Raw genomic sequence first — 19,204 nt, 5'->3', positions numbered from 1 at the left:
AAACCAGCACAGCGGGAGATGTTCGATCATTTTGCAAAGACCTCCAGCAGTCGCGGCGCAATTCTGTCCAGTGGGCGAATTTCAACAGCGGCGTCAATCGCCGCTGCCGCTTTGGGCATGCCATACACCGCCGAACTGTTCTGGTCCTGGGCGATGGTCAAATATCCTTGTTCTCGCATCAACTTGAGGCCCTGGGCCCCGTCGCGCCCCATGCCGGTCAGCAGTACGCCGACGGCGTCACTGTTCCAATGGCTGGCGACACTTTCAAAAAACACATCGATGGAAGGCCGGTAAATTTCGTTCACCGGCTCTGCGGTATAGGCTAGCGTGCCATTTTTCAACAAGCGAATATGGTGGTTGGTACCGGCCAGCAAGACCACCCCGCTTTGGGGCGGCTCCCCTTCACGGGCCAGGCGCACCGGCAGGCCGGACGCACTGCTCAACCACTCGGCCATTCCGGCGGCGAACACCTGATCCACATGCTGCACCAGCACGATCGCGGCAGGAAAGTCACGCGGCAACCCCTTGAGCAGCACTTCCAGGGCCGCCGGGCCACCCGCCGACGAACCAATGGCCACCAGGCTTTGGCGCTTGCCGGTGCTGCGCTGCGGCGCGGTTTCAGCACGCACGCGGCTGCCGCGCTGGCCGATCAGCCAGCCAATATTGAGGATCTTGCGCAACAACGGCGCCGCCGCATCCTTGGGGTTGCCCACCCCCAGCGCTGGCGTGTCCACCACATCCAACGCGCCGTGGCCCATGGCTTCAAAGACACGGCTGACGTTGGCCTGGCGGTCCACGGTGACGATCACGATCGGGCATGGCGTATCGGCCATGATCTGGCGGGTCGCTTCCACGCCGTCCATCACCGGCATGATCAAGTCCATCAGGATCAAATCCGGGATCACCTCAGCGCAACGCTGCACCGCTTCCAGGCCATTGCTGGCGACCCACACCACTTCATGGGCGGGCTCGAAACTCAAGGCGCGACGCAACGCCTCGACGGCCAACGGCATGTCATTGACGATTGCAATCCTCATGCCCGGGCGCCTCCAATCAATTCAACCACGGCGTCGAGCAGGGCGTCGTCGTGGAAGCTGGCTTTGGCTAAATAATAGTCGGCGCCGGCGTCGAGGCCACGGCGTCGGTCTTCTTCGCGGTCCTTGTAGGAAACCACCATCACCGGCAACGATTGCAGGCGACTGTCACGGCGCAAGAGTGTGACCAATTCAATACCGTCCATGCGTGGCATATCAATATCTGTGATAAGCAGGTCGAAATCCTCGGAGCGCAATGCGTTCCAGCCATCCATGCCATCGACCGCGACGGCCACTTCATAACCGCGATTGAGTAATAACTTGCGTTGCAGCTCACGCACGGTCAGCGAGTCGTCCACCACCAGCACGCGCTTGCGCGGCGCTTCGGTGGCCTGCTGGCTGCGCCTTGCGATGCGCTCCAGGCGGCCGGTGTTGAGCAACTTGTCCACCGAACGCAGCATGTCTTCCACGTCGACGATCAACACCACCGAGCCATCGTCGAGCAAGGCTCCGGCGGAAATATCCTGGACCTTGCCCAGGCGAGCATCCAGCGGCAATACCACCAGGGTGCGCTCGCCGATGAAGCGTTCCACGGCAATCCCATACACGGCATCGCGCTCGCGGATCACTACCACCTTCAAGGTTTCCGAAGGGGTCTGCCCCGGTGGACGCTGCAATAGCTGGCTGGCGGCGACCAGCCCGACATGCCGGCCCTCGTGCCAGAAATGCTGGCGACCTTCCAGTTGCACAATGTCCTCGGGGGCCAGGTCGCACATGCGTTCGATGTGCGCCAGCGGGAAGGCATACGCCTCTTCGCCGACTTCTACCACCAGGCTGCGCACCACCGACAGGGTCAGCGGCACCTCCAGATGAAAACGGCTGCCCTGCCCTGCCGTCTGCTCCAGCACCACCGCGCCACGCAATTGACGCACCATATGCTGCACCGCATCCAGGCCTACGCCGCGACCGGAGACTTCGGTGACCTTGTCGCGCAAGCTGAACCCCGGCAGGAACAGGAACGTCAGCAATTCCTCCTCGCTCAGGCGCAGCGCGGTTTCCACGGGGGACAAGTGCCGGTCGACAATGGTGCCGCGCAGGCGCTCAAGGTCGACGCCGTTACCGTCATCGCTCAACTCTAGCACCAGCAGCCCGGCTTGATGCGACGCGCGCAGGCGGATCAAGCCTTCCGCCGGCTTGCCCGCCAGCAGCCGCTGCTCGGGCATTTCGATGCCGTGGTCGACGGCATTGCGCAATAAATGCGTCAGGGGCGCCTCGAGCTTTTCCAGCACGTCGCGGTCGACCTGGGTCTTTTCCCCTTCGATTTCCAGGCGCACCTGCTTGCCCAGGCTGCGACCGAGGTCGCGCACCATGCGCGCTTGCCCGGCCAGCACATCGGCAAACGGGCGCATGCGACAGGCCAATGCGGTGTCGTAAAGCACCTGGGCCCGCTGGCCGGCCTGCCAGGTGTACTCGTCCAGCTCGGCATTTTTTTCCGCCAGCAGCGCCTGGGCTTCGCTCAACAGGCGGCGGGTATCGGCCAGGGCTTCCTGGGCCTCGAGGTTCAAATCGACGACCTTGAGGTGACCGTCCAGGACATCCAGGGCCCGCAGGCTGTTGCTTTGAATGCGTTTGAGGCGCTGCAGGCTGGCGAGGTAAGGCTTGAGTCGCTGGGTTTCCACCAGCGACTTGCTGGACAGGTCCAGCAGGCTGTTCAAGCGCTCGGCCGTGACCCGCAGCACGCGCTCGCCGCCTTCGGTCATCGGTTTGCTCTGACGCGGCGGCTCGCTCGGCACGGCTGGCGCTGGCTCAGGTTCCGGCGCTTCGATCACTGGCGCGGGTTTCGGTGCGGGCGCCGCGCTGGGTTGCGACGGGTCCAGCAAGCGCTCCATCAGCGCCACATAGGCGGCGATATCCGCAGGCCCGACGTCATTGCCCGGGGTGGCGATGCGCATCAGTAAATCCGTGCCCTGCAGCAACGCGTCGATATGTTCAGGCTGCAGGTACAGGCGGCCTTCCTGGGCGCTGACCAGGCAATCCTCCATGACATGGGCCACGCTGACGCCGGCCTCCACGCCGACAATCCGCGCCGCGCCCTTGAGCGAATGCGCGGCGCGCATGCAGGCCTCGAGCTGGTCGGCCTGGGTCGGGTTGCGCTCCAGCGCGAGCAGGCCTGCGCTGAGCACCTGGGTTTGCGCGTCGGCTTCCAGGCTGAACAATTCCAACAGCGAAGCATCGCGCATCTGGTCGGGGGTCATGCGAGGCTCCGGGTCACGGCGGACAGCAATTGGGCTTCGTCCAGCCAGCGCAGGCTGCGGCCTTTCCACTGCACGACACCCTGGGTGAAGCGCGCGCTGGCCTGGGTGCCGGAGGCCGATGCGGCGTTCAAGGTGCGTTCATCGATGGCATGAATGCCATCCACTTCGTCCACCGGCACAACCACCGGGCCATCCTGGGCGGCAATGATCAGCATGCGCGGCATGATGCGCCCGCCGGTGGCGCCTGTGCTGCTGCTGTCCAGGCCGAGCAATTCCACCAGCGACAGGCAGGCCACCAATGCCCCGCGCACGTTGGCCACGCCCAGCAACGCCCGGGAACGCTGGTGAGGCAGCGAGTGGATCGGTTGCAATGGCGCCACCTCCACCAGGCAACGGGTGGCGATGCCCAGCCACTCTTCGCCGAGGCGGAACATCAGCAAGGAGCGGGTGACCACCTGGTGGTCGAGTTCGCCAGCCGCCTGCGCGGGCCGGTCGTCCTGCTGCAGCGCATAGCGGTCGAGCAAACGCGTGGCGGCGGCGGAATACACCGAGCAGTTGCGGCAATGGATGTGTTCTGCCAGCAAGGGGCAGGATTTGTCGCCATGAATGCCGATGCGGTTCCAGCAGTCATCAATGGCTTGGGTGTCGGCCAGGGTCAGGTCCAGGCCTGCGGTGCCGAGCGCGTCAGGGCTACTCATCGTTTGGACTCACTGTCAGCTCGCTCGCTACGCGCGGCGCGCGCCTGCAAACGGCGCGCCCCCGCACTGTCGCCCTGGGACTCGAGCAACGCGGCCAGGTGCATCAAGGCCTGCGGATGCTGCGGTTCCAGGTACAAGGCTTTGCGGTAATAACTCTGCGCCTCCACGGCGCTGCCGGCGACATCGCTGAGCAGGCCCAGCCAGTAGAACACGGCGGCGGCCGGCGGATGGCTGTTCAAATAACGTTCGCAGGCAGCGCGGGCCTCGGCACTTTTGCCTTGATTGGCCAAGATGGCGATCTGGTTGAGCATCTCGCCTGCCTCCGGGGGCGGCGCTTTGACCGGTGGCGCCTGGGTGCCGGCCGTGCTGAACGGGCGCGGCTTGAGCGCGATCGGCGCCGGACTGCGCTGCAACGTAGGCACCGGCATCGGTACAAACACCGGAGCGGGTGCGGCCGGCTCCACATGCCGACTGAACGCAAACGACTGCGGCACGCCAATCGAACGCATGCCATGGCGCCCCAGCAGGCCGCCTTCGGCCGGGCCGATAAACAGCACGCCGTCGACGTGGGTCAGTTCCTTGAGCACGTCAAAGACTTGCTTCTGGGTCGGCTGGTCGAAGTAGATCAGCAGGTTGCGACAGAACACAAAGTCGTAGGTGGGCTCATTGGCCAACAGGGCCGGGTCGAGCAAGTTGCCGACTTGCAGGCGTACTTGTTCGCGAACCCGGTCGGCAATGCGATAGGCACCGCCGTCTTCAGTGAAGTGACGATCGCGGAACTCAAGGTCGCCGCCGCGAAACGAGTTCTTGCCGTACACGCCGCGGCGCGCACGCTCCACCGACAGCGGGCTGACGTCCATGCCCTGGACTTTGAATTGGTGCGGTGCCAGGCCCGCGTCAAGCAGGGCCATGGCGATCGAATAGGGCTCTTCGCCGGTGGAGCATGGCAGGCTGAGAATGCGCAAGGCGCGCATCTGCTTGATTTCGGCCAACCGTGCGTGGGCCAGGCGGGCCAAGGTGGCAAAGGACTCGGGGTAACGGAAAAACCAGGTTTCGGGGACGATCACCGCTTCGATCAGCGCCTGCTGCTCATCATGGGAGCTGTGCAGGAGCTGCCAGTACGCTTCTGCCGTCTGCGCCTGGGACAACTGGCAACGCTGGCGCACCGCGCGCTCGATGATCGCCTCGCCCACCGAGGCAACATCCAGGCCGATGCGTTCTTTAAGGAAGGCCCAGAAGCGCGGGTCACTGCTCATAGGCTCAACTCGCTGGAAAACAGCAAGGCGCGCACGTCATCGGTCAACAGCTCGGCGACGCCAATCCATTGCATCAAGCCCAGCGCATCTTCGCGCACCGGTCCCAGGTAAGGCGCCTGGCGGTTATCCAGGCCATAGGGCTGGAATTCGGCGGGGTCGCAACGCAAGGTGTCGGTAGCCTGCTCCAGAATCAGCCCCAGCCAACGCGCTTCGCTCCAGGGCTGTGGCTGATAATTGACCAGCACCAGCCGCGTGCTGGTACGCGCTTGGGCCGCAACGCCGAACGTCAAGGCGCTCAGGTCGATGACCGGCACCAGCGCGCCGCGATGGGCAAAGATGCCCGCCACCCACACCGGTGCATGAGCGATGGGTTTGAGCGGCAGGCGCGGCAGCACCTCGACTACTTCCGTCGCCTTGAGGGCAAAGCGTTCACTGCCGATGTGGAACACCAGGAACAATGCCTTTTTCGCTGCCGGGACGGCGCCGCGTTTAGCCGCGAGGTCGCTCATCAGACTTTGAAACGCGACACGCCGCTGCGCAGACCGACCGCAACCTGGCTCAGTTCATCGATGGCAAAACTGGCCTGGCGCAGGGACTCGACGGTCTGGCTGCTGGCATCGCCCAGTTGCACCAGCGCGTGGTTGATCTGCTCGGCGCCGGTGGCCTGGGCCTGCATGCCTTCATTGACCATCAGCACCCGCGGCGCGAGGGCCTGCACCTGATGGATGATTTGCGACAGTTGCTCACCCACCTGCTGCACTTCGAACATGCCTCGGCGCACCTCTTCGGAAAACTTGTCCATGCCCATCACGCCTGCCGATACGGCCGACTGGATCTCACGCACCATCTGCTCGATGTCGTACGTCGCGACGGCGGTCTGGTCGGCCAGGCGGCGCACTTCGGTGGCGACCACGGCAAAACCGCGCCCGTACTCACCGGCTTTCTCGGCCTCGATGGCGGCATTGAGGGACAGCAGGTTGGTCTGGTCCGCCACTTTGACGATGGTCACTACCACCTGGTTGATGTTGCCGGCCTTTTCATTGAGGATCGCCAGCTTGGCATTGACCAGGTCGGCGGCGCCCATCACCGAGTGCATGGTTTCTTCCATGCGCGCCAGGCCCTGCTGACCGGAACCGGCGGCGACCGAGGCCTGGTCGGCGGCGGTGGACACTTCGATCATGGTGCGCACCAGGTCCTTGGAGGTCGCGGCGATTTCACGGGAAGTGGCGCCGATTTCAGTGGTAGTGGCGGCGGTTTCGGTGGCGGTCGCCTGCTGCTGCTTGGAGGTGGCGGCGATCTCGGTCACCGAGGTCGTGACCTGCACCGACGAGCGCTGTGCCTGGGAAACCAGAGCGGTCAGTTCGGTCATCATGTCGTTGAAGCCGGTTTCAACCACGTTGAACTCGTCCTTGCGCTCCAGGTTCAGGCGCTTGCTCAGGTCGCCGGTGCGCATGGTTTCGAGGATATCGACGATGCGCTGCATCGGCGCCATGATTGCGCGCATCAGCAGCAGGCCACACAGCGCGGCGGCAAGAATCGCCAGCAGCAGCGAGACGCCCATGCTGATCTTCGCGGCCTCGACGGCAGTGTCGATGGCGCTGGTGGCGTCGTCGGCGACCTGTTTATTCGCGAGGATGATGTCATTGAGTTTCATGCGGCCGGCGACCCAGGCGGGCGTCAGTTGTTCGTTGAACAGCTTGAGTGCCTCGGCGGCGTTGTTGTTCTGCTGCGCTTCAAGCACTTTGGCGAGGGTCTGGTTGTAGCTCTGGTGGAATTTTTCGAAGGCATCGAACTCGTTGCGGTCCCGAGTGAAGTTGATGGTTTTCGCGTAATCGGCCATGTACTTCTCAAGGCGCGCCTCGAAAGATTTGTAATCCTGCTTGTCGTCCTCGGAAATGCCCTGGTTCTTGTGGATCCCCACCAACTCCTGGGTTTGCAGGTAGCTGTCGACCCAGGCGCTGCGAATCATCGAGCTTAAAAACACGCCAGGCACGGCGTCGTCCCGGACCAGGGTTTCGCTGGATTCGATTTTCAGCAGCCGCGAATACGAGAGCACAACCATCAGCAGCATGATCGCGATGATTACCGCAAAGCTCGCCAAAATCCGTTGGCGCAGGGTCCAGTTCTTCACAGTAATTCCTCGCAGGGCCATTCAAATGGAGGGGAGTATAGCTGAGCGAAGGCGTCTACTAATCAATGGTTTTCGGGGGTTTTGGCAACAGTGCCAGTATTGGGCTGCGCCATTGCGGCGGCTCGAACCAGCCTCGATTTAAATGTGGGAGAGGCTTGCTCTCCCCACACTTGAATGGATGCACGGCGCTGCTTATGTGTTGAGACGTACCTGTTTCTCCAGCTCTACCTTTAAACCCGGCTCAAGCTTCAGTTGGCGTGCCAGTTCGTCCAGGTAGGCCTTCTCCATGAAGTTTTCCTCGTCCACCAGCATCACGCTGGCGATGTACATTTCGGCGGCCATTTCCGGGGTGCTGGCGGCGCGGGCGACGTCGGCCGGGTCGAGGGGTTTGTTCAGCTCCGCGTGCAGCCAGGTTTGCAGCTCGCGGTCGTTATCGAGTTTGGTGAACTCGCCTTCGATCAACGCGCGTTCACGCTCATCCACGTGGCCGTCGGCCTTGGCGGCGGCAACCAGCGCCTTGAGAATGCCCTGACTGTGCTGCTCGACCTGGGCCGGCGGCAGGCGGTCGATGGTCTGCGGCTCACCCTGGGGCGCGCTGGCCTGCTGCGCCTGCCAATTGCCATAGGCTTTGTAGGCGATGACCCCCAAGGCGGCCAGGCCTCCGTAGGTCAGGGCCTTGCCGCCGAATTTGCGGGCCTTTTTGTTGCCCAGCAGCAAGCCCATGGCGCCGGCCGCCAGTGCGCCACCGCCGGCGCCACCGAGCAAACTGCCGAGCCCGCCGCCGCCAAGCAGCCCACCGAGGGCGCCTTTGTCGGCTGATGGGCGCTGGCCGCCAGCCTTGTTCTGCAACATGTCCTGACCAGACTTGAGCAACTGATCGAGCAATCCACGGGTATTCATGCGTAGCCTCCAGACACTTGGGTTCGTAGGACCAATAGGCCCCCAGCGTAAAACTAAGTGCAAAAAAGCCCCGATCTAGAGTGCTTCCAGATGTAACGCTCACCCTGATATCAGAAATGTCTTGTTGCACAGCGGCGCAATCATCCCGCCATCAATGATTTTTCCTTCACCATCGAACCGCTTAAGCTATCCGGCGTCTGTTTATTGTCCGTTGCGTTTGGCCGAAGGCATGTCCGAACCGTTATTTCTGATCCGTTACGTGCCAGGAACGGCGCGGGATTCGCTCACGACAGGTTGTCTCTATGCACCGCAGGAATTTGCTCAAAGCGTCCATGGCCATTGCGGCCTACACCGGTTTGTCGGCCAGTGGCCTGTTGGCCGCGCAGGCCTGGGCCGGCAACCGTGCCGCCGATGGCAAGGCCGTGGCATTCGATTTTGAAACGCTCAAAGCCCAGGCCAAGCAGCTGGCCGGCAGCGCGTATAAAGATACTCGGCAGGTGCTGCCGCCCACCTTGGCGACCATGACGCCACAGAATTTCAACGCCATCGGCTATGACGCCAACCATTCGTTGTGGAAGGAACTGAAGGGGCAGCTGGACGTGCAGTTTTTCCACGTCGGCATGGGTTTCAAGACGCCGGTGCGCATGCACAGCGTCGACCCCAACACCCGCGAGGCCCGCGAAGTGCATTTCCGCCCTTCGCTGTTCAACTATGAAAAAACCACGGTCGACACTAAACAACTGACCGGCGATCTGGGTTTCTCCGGCTTCAAGCTGTTCAAGGCGCCGGAGCTGGACCGGCATGACGTGCTGTCGTTCCTCGGTGCCAGCTACTTCCGTGCAGTGGACTCCACCGGCCAGTACGGTCTGTCGGCGCGCGGCCTGGCCATTGACACCTATGCGAAAAAACGTGAGGAATTCCCTGACTTCACGCAGTTCTGGTTCGAAACCCCGGACAAGAACGCTACCCGCTTCGTGGTCTACGCCCTGCTCGATTCGCCCAGCGCTACCGGCGCCTACCGCTTCGATATCGACTGCCAGGCCAATCAAGTAGTGATGGCCATCGACGCGCATATCAACGCGCGCACCGCCATCGAACAGCTGGGGATTGCGCCAATGACCAGCATGTTCAGTTGCGGCACGCATGAGCGGCGGATGTGCGACACCATCCACCCGCAAATTCACGACTCGGACCGACTGGCCATGTGGCGCGGCAACGGCGAGTGGATCTGCCGCCCGCTGAACAACCCGGCCAAGCTGCAATTCAACGCATTCGCCGACACTAATCCCAAAGGTTTTGGCCTGGTCCAAACCGACCACGAATTCGCCAGTTACCAGGACACGGTGGACTGGTACAGCAAGCGCCCCAGCCTGTGGGTGGAACCCACCACCGCTTGGGGTGAGGGCTCGATCGACCTGCTGGAAATCCCGACCACCGGCGAAACCCTCGATAACATCGTGGCCTTCTGGACCCCGAAAAAGCCGGTGGCGGCCGGTGATTCGCTCAACTACGGCTACAAGCTCTACTGGAGCGCCCTGCCACCGGTGAGCACACCGCTGGCCCAGGTCGACGCGACCCGTTCAGGCATGGGTGGGTTCACCGAAGGTTGGGCCCCGGGCGAGCATTACCCTGAGGTGTGGGCACGCCGCTTTGCCGTGGACTTCAAGGGCGGCGGCCTGGACCGTTTGCCACCCGGCACGGGCATCGAGCCGGTGGTCACCTGCTCCCACGGCGAGGTGAAAGACTTCAGCGTGCTGGTGCTCGATAACATCAAGGGCTATCGCATTCTGTTCGACTGGTACCCCACCAGCGACAGCGTGGAGCCGGTAGAGCTGCGCTTGTTTATCCGCACCCAGGACCGCACCTTGAGCGAAACCTGGCTGTATCAGTACTTCCCTCCCGCGCCGGACAAGCGCAAATACACCTGAACCATCTGTGGCGAGGGAGCTTGCTCCCGCTGGGGCGCGAAGCGACCCCAAACGATGGGACTGCTGCGCAGTCCAGCGGGAGCAAGCTCCCTCGCCACAGGTACCGTGTTCGCCTTGCCTGACGGGCATCGTGGCGAGCCCGTTTCGTCATTCAGAACCGCGACACGGTTTTCATCGCCCCGATCAGATAGCGCATCGCTACCTGGTCGCTCTCGGTCAGGGCGCGATAATGCGCCAGCAATTCAACTTCATCCGAACTCAATCTGCGGCCACGCAAGGACATCCTGCGGGTCAGAAAAGATAACACCCCACCCGCTACACCATAGGACTTGGCCATGGACTACTTCTCCTGATATCGATCCAATACTCCTGCCTTAAGCTTAGAAAGAATCCAGTTACGTGTGGGATTTTTTTAGAGTATTAACTTAAATAATTAGATCGGTAATAAATACCTACAGTCGATTCCCATGCATTCGTCGCTTAAATCCGCCTTCTTCATATAGGCGGGCAAAAAAAACCCACCGGATCAGGGTGGGCTCTGTAGGCATACGCTAAGGATCAATCCCTGAGATCGGACTCATGAATCGGCTGGTCGCGGTGCGTCGCCCGCTGATATTGCGCCGGCCAGATCGCCTTGCGCCCGCCCAGGTCATCGTCGGCATGCAGCGGCCAGTACGGATCGCGCAACAATTCACGGGCGAGGAAGATGAGGTCGGCCTGGCAGGTGCGCAGGATGTGTTCGGCCTGGGCCGGTTCGGTGATCATGCCGACCGTGCCGGTGGCGATGCCCGACTCTTTGCGCACACGCTCGGCAAAGCGCGTCTGGTAGCCGGGGCCAGTGGGAATTTCGGCGTTGGCGGCGGTGCCACCAGAGGACACGTCGATCAAGTCCACGCCCAGGTCTTTCAGGCGGCGCGCCAGTTCGACGGTTTCATCGGGGTTCCAGCCGTCCTCCACCCAGTCGGTGGCCGACACGCGCACAAACAGCGGCAAGTCCTGGGGCCACACGTCGCGCACCGCGCGGGTGACTTCCAGGACCAGGCGGATACGGTTTTCGAACGAGCCGCCGTACTGGTCCTGACGCTGGTTGCTGATGGGCGACAGGAACTGATGCAGCAGGTAACCGTGGGCGGCATGGATCTCTACCACTTCGAAGCCGGCAGTCAAGGCACGCTTGGCGGCGGCGACAAAATCGGCGATCACCTGCTGGATCTGCCCTTCGTCCAGCGGCGTGGGTTGGGTGTGCTGGGGGTCGAATGCGATGGGCGATGGGCCGACCGGCACCCAGCCACCGTCTGCTGGCTTGACGCTGCCATGCTTGCCAATCCAGGGCCGATACGTGCTGGCCTTGCGCCCGGCGTGCGCCAACTGAATACCCGCCACCGCGCCTTGAGCCGCAATGAAGCGCGTAATGCGTTGCAAGGGCTCGATCTGTTCGTCTTTCCACAGGCCCAGGTCCTGGGCGGTGATGCGGCCATCGGCGGTCACGGCGGTGGCTTCGGTAAAAATCAGCCCGGCGCCACCGACGGCGCGGCTGCCCAGGTGCACCAGGTGCCAGTCGTTGGCCAGGCCATCCTCACTTGAGTACTGGCACATCGGTGAGACCGCGATGCGGTTCAACAGGGTGAGTTGACGCAGGGTGTAGGGTTCGAGCAGCTGACTCATGGCGCACCTCTTCGGGTTCTGTGGGCAAGCTCCAAGGCTCTCTTTCATGGTGCTTAGAGCCTAGTCGACAACGACGGATCGCACAGGGTTCAGAGGTAAACGGTTCAGAGGTAAACGGTTCAGGTAAACGGTTCAGAAGTAAACCGGGAGCCGATTGCCGGCTCCCGCAGGACAGCGCCTTACATTTCGACCTGGGTGCCCAGTTCGATCACCCGGTTGACCGGGAGTTTGAAGAAGCGCAGGTTGCCGTTGGCATTCTTCAGCATGAACGCGAACAACGCTTCGCGCCAACGCGCCATACCTTTGATGCGCGAGGCGATCACGGTTTCACGGCTGAGGAAGTAGGTGGTGCGCATCGGGCTGAAATCCAGTTCGTCCAGATGGCACAGCTTCAGCGCCTCGGGCACGTCCGGCTCATCGGTAAAGCCGAAGTGCAGGATCACCCGGAAGAACCCTTCGCCATAGGCGTCTACTTCGAAACGCCGCGTCGCAGGCACACGCGGGATGTCTTCGTAGACCACGGTCAGCAGCACCACCTGCTCGTGCAGCACCTGGTTATGCAGCAGGTTGTGCAACAGCGCGTGGGGCACGGCGTCGGGCCGCGCCGTGAGGAACACCGCCGTGCCCTGCACGCGATGGGGCGGCTGCACGCGGATACTGCTGATGAATATCGGCAGCGGCAGGCCACCTTCATCGAGGCGCTCGACGAGCAATTGCTTGCCGCGCTTCCAAGTGGTCATCAGCACGAACAGCACGATCCCGGCCAATACCGGGAAGGCGCCGCCCTGGATGATCTTCGGCACGTTGGCGGCAAAGTACAGCCCGTCCACCAACAGGCAGCAAAGCAACACCGGCACGGCCAGCACCGGTGGCCATTTCCACAGCAGCAGCATCACCGCAGACACCAGGATCGTGGTCATCAGCATGGTGCCGGTCACCGCTACGCCATAGGCCGACGCCAGCGCACCGGAAGACTCGAAGCCCAGCACCAGCAGGATCACGCCGACCATCAGCGACCAGTTCACCGCGCCGATATAGATCTGGCCCTGTTCGGCGCTGGAGGTGTGTTGAATGTGCATGCGCGGGATGTAGCCCAACTGGATCGCCTGGCGCGTCAACGAGAACGCACCGGAAATCACCGCCTGGGAGGCAATCACCGTGGCCAGGGTCGACAGCACCACCAGCGGGACCAGCGCCCAGCTTGGCGCCAGCAGGTAGAACGGGTTGCGGGCCGCTTCCGGATCGCCCAGCAGCATGGCGCCCTGGCCGAAATAGTTGAGCACCAGCGCCGGCAGCACCAGGATGAACCAGGCGCGGGCGATGGGTTTGCGGCCGAAGTGGCCCATGTCGGCATACAGCGCTTCCGCCCCGGTCAGGGCCAGCACCACTGCGCCGAGGATGGCCACGCCAATTCCGGGGTGCGCCTCGAAGAAGCGCACGGCCCACATCGGGTTCATGGCGCTGAGCACCTCAGGGTGCAAAGTGATGCCATACACGCCGAGGCCGCCAAGCACCAGGAACCAGGTCACCATCACCGGGCCGAACAGCTTGCCGATGCGGTCTGTGCCGTGCTTCTGGATCAGGAACAGCGCCACCAGGACCACCAGTGCGATAGGGACTACCCACCGTTCCAGGCCATCGAAAGCCAGTTCCAGGCCCTCGACGGCCGACAATACCGAAATCGCCGGGGTGATCATGCTGTCCCCGTAGAAAAGCGCGGCGCCGCACAAGCCGCACACCACCAGGAAGCTGCGCAACTTCCTGCGCTCCCCCGCCGCCCGACGCGCCAGGGCGGTCAGTGCCATGATGCCGCCTTCGCCCTGGTTATCGGCGCGCAGCACAAACAGCATGTACTTGATCGACACGACCCAGATCAGCGACCAGAAGATCAGCGCCAGGATCCCCAATACGCCGTCATGGTTGACCTGCACCCCATAACCGCCGTTGAACACCTCTTTAAGGGTGTAGAGCGGGCTGGTGCCGATATCGCCGTACACCACCCCGACCGCTGCCACCAGCATGCCAATCGGCTTGGCATTTGAATGCTCGGCACCCGCTGCCTGACTACTTGCCTGACCCATCAACCACTCCTGCCCTTTGACCTGAGGTCTTTTAAAAACAACGTGCCCAAACGGCCCCTAGCATGCGCTGTTTTACTTCTCGTAACAGACGTTTTGTTGACCTTAGGATTTTACCTACGCGCAACGGCGCGAAGCATAGCGCAGCACTCGTCGCATTTCCCTGCATAAAGCTGGTCAAGTGCGTGGCCCGCCGCTAGAATTGCGCACTTTTTGATCAGAGGCGTCACAAACGCCCGTGTACCGCCGTGTCGTGCCCGACTGGCGGCGTCATTCAATACCGAGGTTAGACATGTCCACCACCATCGCAAAAGCCAACCCCAAGGTCGGCTTTGTATCCCTGGGTTGCCCGAAGGCTCTGGTTGACTCCGAGCGCATCCTCACGCAACTGCGTATGGAAGGCTATGACGTCGTATCCACTTACCAGGACGCCGACGTGGTGGTGGTTAACACCTGCGGTTTCATCGACTCGGCCAAGGCTGAGTCTTTGGAAGTGATCGGCGAAGCCATCAAGGAAAATGGCAAGGTCATCGTGACCGGCTGCATGGGCGTGGAAGAAGGCAATATCCGCAACGTCCACCCAAGCGTGCTGGCGGTGACCGGCCCGCAGCAGTACGAGCAGGTGGTCAATGCCGTACACGCCGTGGTGCCGCCGCGCCAGGACCACAACCCGCTGATCGACCTGGTGCCGCCGCAAGGCGTCAAGCTGACACCGCGTCATTACGCTTACCTGAAGATTTCCGAAGGCTGCAACCACAGCTGCAGCTTCTGCATCATCCCGTCGATGCGCGGCAAGCTGGTCAGTCGTCCGGTCGGCGACGTGCTGGACGAAGCCCAGCGCCTGGTCAAATCCGGCGTGAAAGAGCTGCTGGTGATTTCCCAGGACACCAGCGCCTATGGCGTCGACGTCAAATACCGCACCGGTTTCTGGAATGGCGCGCCGGTGAAAACCCGCATGACCGAACTCTGCGAAGCCTTGAGCAGCCTGGGCGTGTGGGTGCGCCTGCATTACGTTTACCCGTACCCGCACGTTGACGAGCTGATCCCATTGATGGCCGCCGGCAAGATCCTGCCGTACCTGGACATCCCGTTCCAGCACGCGAGCCCCAAGGTGCTCAAGGCCATGAAACGCCCGGCCTTCGAAGACAAGACCCTGGCGCGCATCAAGAACTGGCGCGAAATCTGCCCGGACCTGATCATCCGCTCGACCTTTATCGTCGGTTTTCCCGGCGAAACCGAGGAAGACTTCCAGTACCTGCTGGACTGGCTGACCGAAGCCCAGCTGGACCGCGTCGGCTGCTTCCAGTACTCGCCGGTTGAAGGCGCCCCGGCCAACCTGCTGGACCTGGCCGTGGTGCCGGACGACGTCAAGCAAGACCGTTGGGAGCGCTTCATGGCGCACCAGCAGGCGATCAGCTCGGCGCGTCTGCAACTGCGCATCGGCAAGGAAATCGAAGTGCTGATCGACGAAGTCGACGAGCAAGGCGCGGTTGGCCGTTGCTTCTTCGATGCGCCGGAAATCGACGGTAACGTGTTTATCGACGACGCCAGCGGCTTGAAACCAGGCGATAAGGTCTGGTGCACGGTGACTGACGCCGACGAGTATGACTTGTGGGCTGAAAAGCGCGATTGATTGTAAAAAAATGAAAAAGCCCCGCTCTTGAACAGGATGCGGGGCTTTTTTACGTCTATCGTTTTGCCCATCAGTCCCATTAAGGCAAGGGTCGCGGGCATGCGTCAACATTCGGTCATCCACACACCTAAAACCCGCGACTACCCAGAGTTGACACGCATTTGGGAGGCCTCGGTGCGGGCTACCCACGACTTCTTGCCGGACAGCTACATCCTGCGCCTGAAAAACCAGGTGCTGACTCGCTATCTGGACGCCGTGATGCTGATCTGCACCAAGGACGCGCGCCAACGCATCACCGGGTTCGCCGGGGTGGCTGCGGGCAAGGTCGAAATGCTGTTTATCGACCCACCGTTTCGAGGCCAGGGCCTGGGCGGGCAACTGCTGCGCTATGCGATCGAGTGCATGAATGCCGATGAGCTGGACGTGAACGAGCAGAACCCGCAGGCGCTGGGATTTTACTTCAAGCAAGGCTTTGAAGTAATCGGGCGCACGGAACACGACGGCCTGGGCCAGCCTTATCCGTTGCTGCATATGCGCCTGCGCCAGCAGCAGCACATAGGCAGTGGCTGACCCCCCTTTTGAATCGCGCTTTATCAATAAAGCACCACGCTGAAATGGGGCCGGGATTAACCGGCCCCACACAGGTACAATAGCCGCCCCCTTTTGTTACGGCCCTTGTCATGACTGACCCCATACGCCTCTCCAAACGCCTTATCGAACTGGTCGGTTGCTCCCGTCGGGAGGCTGAGCTGTTTATCGAAGGCGGCTGGGTCTCGGTGGACGGTGAAGTGATCGACGAACCGCAATTCAAGGTCACCACCCAGAAGGTCGAGCTGGACCCAGAGGCCAAAGCCACCGTGCCGGAGCCGGTGACCATTCTGCTGCACGCTCCGGCGGGCATGGATGCCGAGACGGCCATGGCGTCGATCAGCGCCGAGACGCTGTCGGAAGAACACCGCTTCAGCAAGCGCCCGCTCAAGGGTCACTTCCTGCGCCTGACCGCCAGTGCCGACCTGCAAGCCAAGGCCAGCGGCCTGCTGGTGTTCACCCAGGATTGGAAGATTCTGCGCAAGTTGACCGCCGATGCCGCCAAGATCGAGCAGGAATACGTGGTGGAAGTTGAGGGCGACATGGCCGCCCACGGCCTCAACCGCCTGAACCACGGCCTGACCTACAAAGGCAAGGAGCTGCCGGCCGTGAAAGCCAGCTGGCAGAACGAGAACCGCCTGCGGTTTGCGCTGAAAAACCCGCAGCCGGGGGTGATAGCGCTGTTCTGCGAGGCCGTTGGCTTGAAAGTCGTCGCTATCCGTCGCATTCGCATCGGTGGCGTCTCCATTGGCAAAGTGCCCGTGGGCCAATGGCGTTACCTGTCCGGCAAAGAGAAGTTCTAAGCCGGTGCCCTTTTCCCGACACTGCCTGATTGGGCAGTGTCTACCCCGTTGAAAACCAGGATTGCCCACCATGATTCACAACGACGTACTGCGCAGCGTGCGCTACATGCTCGACATCAGCGACAACAAGATGGTCGAGATCATCAAGCTCGGCGGCATGGACGTAACCAAGGAAGACGTGCTGACTTACCTCAAGAAAGATGAGGAAGAAGGCTTCGTGTTCTGCCCGGATGAGGTGATGGCGCATTTCCTCGATGGCTTGGTCATGTTCAAGCGCGGCAAGGACGAAAGCCGTCCGCCGCAGCCGATCGAAACCCCGGTGACCAACAACATCATCCTGAAAAAACTGCGCGTGGCCTTCGAATTGAAGGAAGACGACATGCACGCCATCCTCAAGGCTGCCGAGTTCCCAGTGTCCAAGCCGGAGCTGAGCGCGCTGTTCCGCAAGTTCGGTCACACCAACTACCGCACCTGTGGTGACCAGTTGCTGCGCAACTTCCTCAAGGGGCTGACGCTGCGGGTTCGCGCGTAAGCCATGAGTTATCAGGTCGCGCCCGTCGGCTTCGTACGCTCCTGCTTCAAGGAGAAGTTCGCTATCCCGCGCCAGCCGCAACTGGCGCCGGCCGCCCGCGGTGTGCTGGAGCTGGTGGCGCCGTTCGATGGCGGCGAAGCCGTGCAGGGCCTGGAACAGGTCAGCCATGTGTGGCTGCTGTTTATGTTCCACCAGGCGCTGGAAGACAAGCCACGCCTTAAAGTGCGCCCGCCACGCCTGGGCGGCAACACCGCCATGGGCGTATTCGCCACCCGCGCGACCCATCGGCCCAATGGCATCGGCCAGTCGGTGGTAAAGCTGGACAAGGTAGAACCGGGGCGCCTGTGGATTTCCGGGATCGATTTGCTCGACGGCACGCCGGTGCTGGATATCAAGCCGTATGTGCCCTATGCCGACATCGTTGATACCGCCACCAACCGCATCGCCAGCGGTGCGCCGCAACTGATTGGCGTGCAGTGGCTCAAGACTGCACTGCAACAGGCCCAGGGCCATGCGCAGCGTCTTGGCGAGCCGTTAGTAGAGTTGATCGACCAGTGCCTGGCGCAGGACCCGCGCCCTGCCTACCAGACGCCTGGGCCCGAACGTGAGTACGGTGTGCAGTTCTGGGATGTGGATGTGCGTTGGCACTATCCCGAGGCGGGGCTGATTTGTGTGCTGGAAGTGGTGCCGGCCAAATAAACCGGAAACAAATGTGGGAGGGGGCTTGCTCCCGATAGCAGTGTGTCAGTCAACTCATCTATGACTGATCCACCGCAATCGGGGGCAAGCCCCCTCCCACATTGTTTGATCGCGTTTATTTTTCGACGAACGCACGCTCGATCAGGTAATCACCCGGCTCACGCATGCGCGGCGAAACTTTCAGACCGAAGCTGTTCAACACTTCGCTGGTCTCGTCCAACATGCTTGGGCTACCGCACAGCATGGCGCGGTCGTCTTCGGGGTTGATCGGTGGCAGGCCGATGTCGCTGAACAGCTTGCCGCTGCGCATCAGGTCGGTAAGGCGGCCCTCGTTTTCGAACGGCTCGCGGGTCACGGTCGGATAGTAGATCAACTTGTCACGCAGGGCCTCGCCGAAGAATTCGTTCTGCGGCAGGTGCTCGGTGATGAATTCGCGGTAGGCGACTTCGTTGACGTAACGCACGCCGTGGCACAGGATCACTTTTTCGAAACGCTCGTAGGTCTCCGGGTCCTGGATCACGCTCATGAATGGCGCGAGGCCCGTGCCGGTGCTGAGCAGGTACAGATGTTTGCCCGGCTTCAAATCGTCAAGCACCAGGGTGCCTGTCGGTTTTTTGCTGATGATGATCTCGTCGCCTTCCTTCAAATGCTGCAACTGGGAAGTCAGCGGGCCATCCGGCACCTTGATGCTGAAGAATTCCAGATGCTCTTCCCAGTTCGGGCTGGCAATGGAATAGGCGCGCATGAGCGGGCGGCCGTTGGGCTGTTGCAGGCCGATCATCACGAACTGACCGTTCTCGAAGCGCAAACCCGGATCGCGGGTGCACTTGAAGCTGAACAGAGTGTCGTTCCAGTGATGAACACTGAGGACACGCTCGTGGTTCATGTTGCTCATGTACGGGGGACTCCTGGAAATGGGCCTGCGCCACAGGTGAAGTGCGCAATTGCACAGCATTCTAATGGCGGCGACAATATCTGTTAACTGGATTATTAAGATAAGGGTT

At 61.8% G+C, this 19,204-nt stretch carries 17 protein-coding genes; 6 read left to right on the top strand and 11 right to left on the bottom strand.

Going from position 1 to position 19,204, the window contains the following annotated elements:
- Positions 1–26: 26 nt before the first annotated feature.
- From C4J92_RS06195 to C4J92_RS06165, 7 genes are all read right to left on the bottom strand, one after another.
- Positions 27–1,037, bottom strand: coding sequence for a chemotaxis response regulator protein-glutamate methylesterase (locus C4J92_RS06195; protein ID WP_124403279.1), 1,011 nt, complete (start codon positions 1,035–1,037; stop codon positions 27–29).
- A complete protein-coding gene (locus tag C4J92_RS06190) occupies positions 1,034–3,289 on the bottom strand; it encodes a hybrid sensor histidine kinase/response regulator (RefSeq protein WP_124403278.1) in 2,256 nt (751 codons plus the stop codon). The genes C4J92_RS06195 and C4J92_RS06190 overlap by 4 nt, the downstream gene beginning before the upstream one ends.
- Entirely contained in the window at positions 3,286–3,987 is a 702-nt protein-coding gene (locus C4J92_RS06185; RefSeq protein ID WP_124403277.1) for a chemotaxis protein CheW, read from the bottom strand. The genes C4J92_RS06190 and C4J92_RS06185 overlap by 4 nt, the downstream gene beginning before the upstream one ends.
- A complete protein-coding gene (locus C4J92_RS06180) occupies positions 3,984–5,243 on the bottom strand; it encodes a protein-glutamate O-methyltransferase CheR (RefSeq protein WP_124403276.1) in 1,260 nt (419 codons plus the stop codon). The genes C4J92_RS06185 and C4J92_RS06180 overlap by 4 nt, the downstream gene beginning before the upstream one ends.
- Positions 5,240–5,752 (bottom strand): chemotaxis protein CheW, encoded by a 513-nt coding sequence (locus C4J92_RS06175; protein WP_124361567.1) that lies wholly within the window; start codon positions 5,750–5,752, stop codon positions 5,240–5,242. Before C4J92_RS06175 ends, C4J92_RS06180 begins: the two co-directional genes overlap by 4 nt.
- Entirely contained in the window at positions 5,752–7,374 is a 1,623-nt protein-coding gene (locus C4J92_RS06170) for a methyl-accepting chemotaxis protein (RefSeq protein WP_124403275.1), read from the bottom strand. Before C4J92_RS06170 ends, C4J92_RS06175 begins: the two co-directional genes overlap by 1 nt.
- A gap of 192 nt (positions 7,375–7,566) precedes the next feature.
- Complete coding sequence (locus C4J92_RS06165; RefSeq protein ID WP_124403274.1) at positions 7,567–8,274, bottom strand: tellurite resistance TerB family protein; 708 nt, start codon at positions 8,272–8,274, stop codon at positions 7,567–7,569.
- A gap of 302 nt (positions 8,275–8,576) precedes the next feature.
- Between C4J92_RS06165 and C4J92_RS06160 the strand changes: the two genes are divergently transcribed.
- Positions 8,577–10,202, top strand: coding sequence for a glucan biosynthesis protein D (locus tag C4J92_RS06160; protein WP_124366076.1), 1,626 nt, complete (start codon positions 8,577–8,579; stop codon positions 10,200–10,202).
- A gap of 151 nt (positions 10,203–10,353) precedes the next feature.
- On the opposite strand, the gene C4J92_RS06155 is transcribed toward C4J92_RS06160, so the two are convergent.
- The 3 genes from C4J92_RS06155 to C4J92_RS06145 all read right to left on the bottom strand — a co-directional run bounded on the left by C4J92_RS06155 (position 10,354) and on the right by C4J92_RS06145 (position 13,948).
- Complete coding sequence (locus C4J92_RS06155; protein ID WP_124403273.1) at positions 10,354–10,539, bottom strand: hypothetical protein; 186 nt, start codon at positions 10,537–10,539, stop codon at positions 10,354–10,356.
- Positions 10,540–10,760: 221 nt separating this feature from the next.
- Entirely contained in the window at positions 10,761–11,867 is a 1,107-nt protein-coding gene (locus C4J92_RS06150; RefSeq protein ID WP_124366074.1) for an NADH:flavin oxidoreductase/NADH oxidase, read from the bottom strand.
- 179 nt (positions 11,868–12,046) lie between these two features.
- On the bottom strand, positions 12,047–13,948 hold the full coding sequence (locus tag C4J92_RS06145; protein WP_124361561.1) for a potassium transporter Kup: 1,902 nt from the start codon (positions 13,946–13,948) through the stop codon (positions 12,047–12,049).
- 289 nt (positions 13,949–14,237) lie between these two features.
- Here C4J92_RS06145 and rimO point away from each other — a divergent pair, with 289 nt between their 5' ends.
- From rimO to tsaA, 5 genes are all read left to right on the top strand, one after another.
- Positions 14,238–15,578 (top strand): 30S ribosomal protein S12 methylthiotransferase RimO, encoded by a 1,341-nt coding sequence (rimO, locus tag C4J92_RS06140; RefSeq protein ID WP_124403272.1) that lies wholly within the window; start codon positions 14,238–14,240, stop codon positions 15,576–15,578.
- Between the two features lie 99 nt (positions 15,579–15,677).
- The gene (locus tag C4J92_RS06135) at positions 15,678–16,148 is read left to right on the top strand and encodes a GNAT family N-acetyltransferase (RefSeq protein WP_124403271.1); all 471 of its coding nucleotides are present in this window, start codon (positions 15,678–15,680) and stop codon (positions 16,146–16,148) included.
- A gap of 110 nt (positions 16,149–16,258) precedes the next feature.
- Positions 16,259–16,969 (top strand): rRNA pseudouridine synthase, encoded by a 711-nt coding sequence (locus C4J92_RS06130; protein WP_124403270.1) that lies wholly within the window; start codon positions 16,259–16,261, stop codon positions 16,967–16,969.
- A gap of 70 nt (positions 16,970–17,039) precedes the next feature.
- Positions 17,040–17,501 carry a DUF1456 family protein gene (locus tag C4J92_RS06125; RefSeq protein ID WP_124361554.1) on the top strand — a complete coding sequence of 154 codons (462 nt, stop codon included), beginning with the start codon at positions 17,040–17,042 and terminating at the stop codon, positions 17,499–17,501.
- 3 nt (positions 17,502–17,504) lie between these two features.
- Positions 17,505–18,200 carry a tRNA (N6-threonylcarbamoyladenosine(37)-N6)-methyltransferase TrmO gene (gene tsaA / locus C4J92_RS06120; protein WP_124403269.1) on the top strand — a complete coding sequence of 232 codons (696 nt, stop codon included), beginning with the start codon at positions 17,505–17,507 and terminating at the stop codon, positions 18,198–18,200.
- Between the two features lie 115 nt (positions 18,201–18,315).
- Here the strand turns inward: tsaA and fpr are convergent, their stop codons facing one another.
- Positions 18,316–19,095, bottom strand: a complete 780-nt coding sequence (fpr, locus tag C4J92_RS06115) for a ferredoxin-NADP reductase (protein ID WP_003189055.1) — start codon at positions 19,093–19,095, stop codon at positions 18,316–18,318.
- Positions 19,096–19,204 lie beyond the last annotated feature (109 nt).

Source organism: Pseudomonas sp. R3-18-08 (assembly GCF_003852065.1).
In the GTDB taxonomy this organism is placed as follows: Bacteria; Pseudomonadota; Gammaproteobacteria; order Pseudomonadales; family Pseudomonadaceae; genus Aquipseudomonas.
The sequence above is the reverse complement of the archived record's forward strand: the minus strand, read 5'-3'. Positions and strand labels throughout refer to the sequence as shown.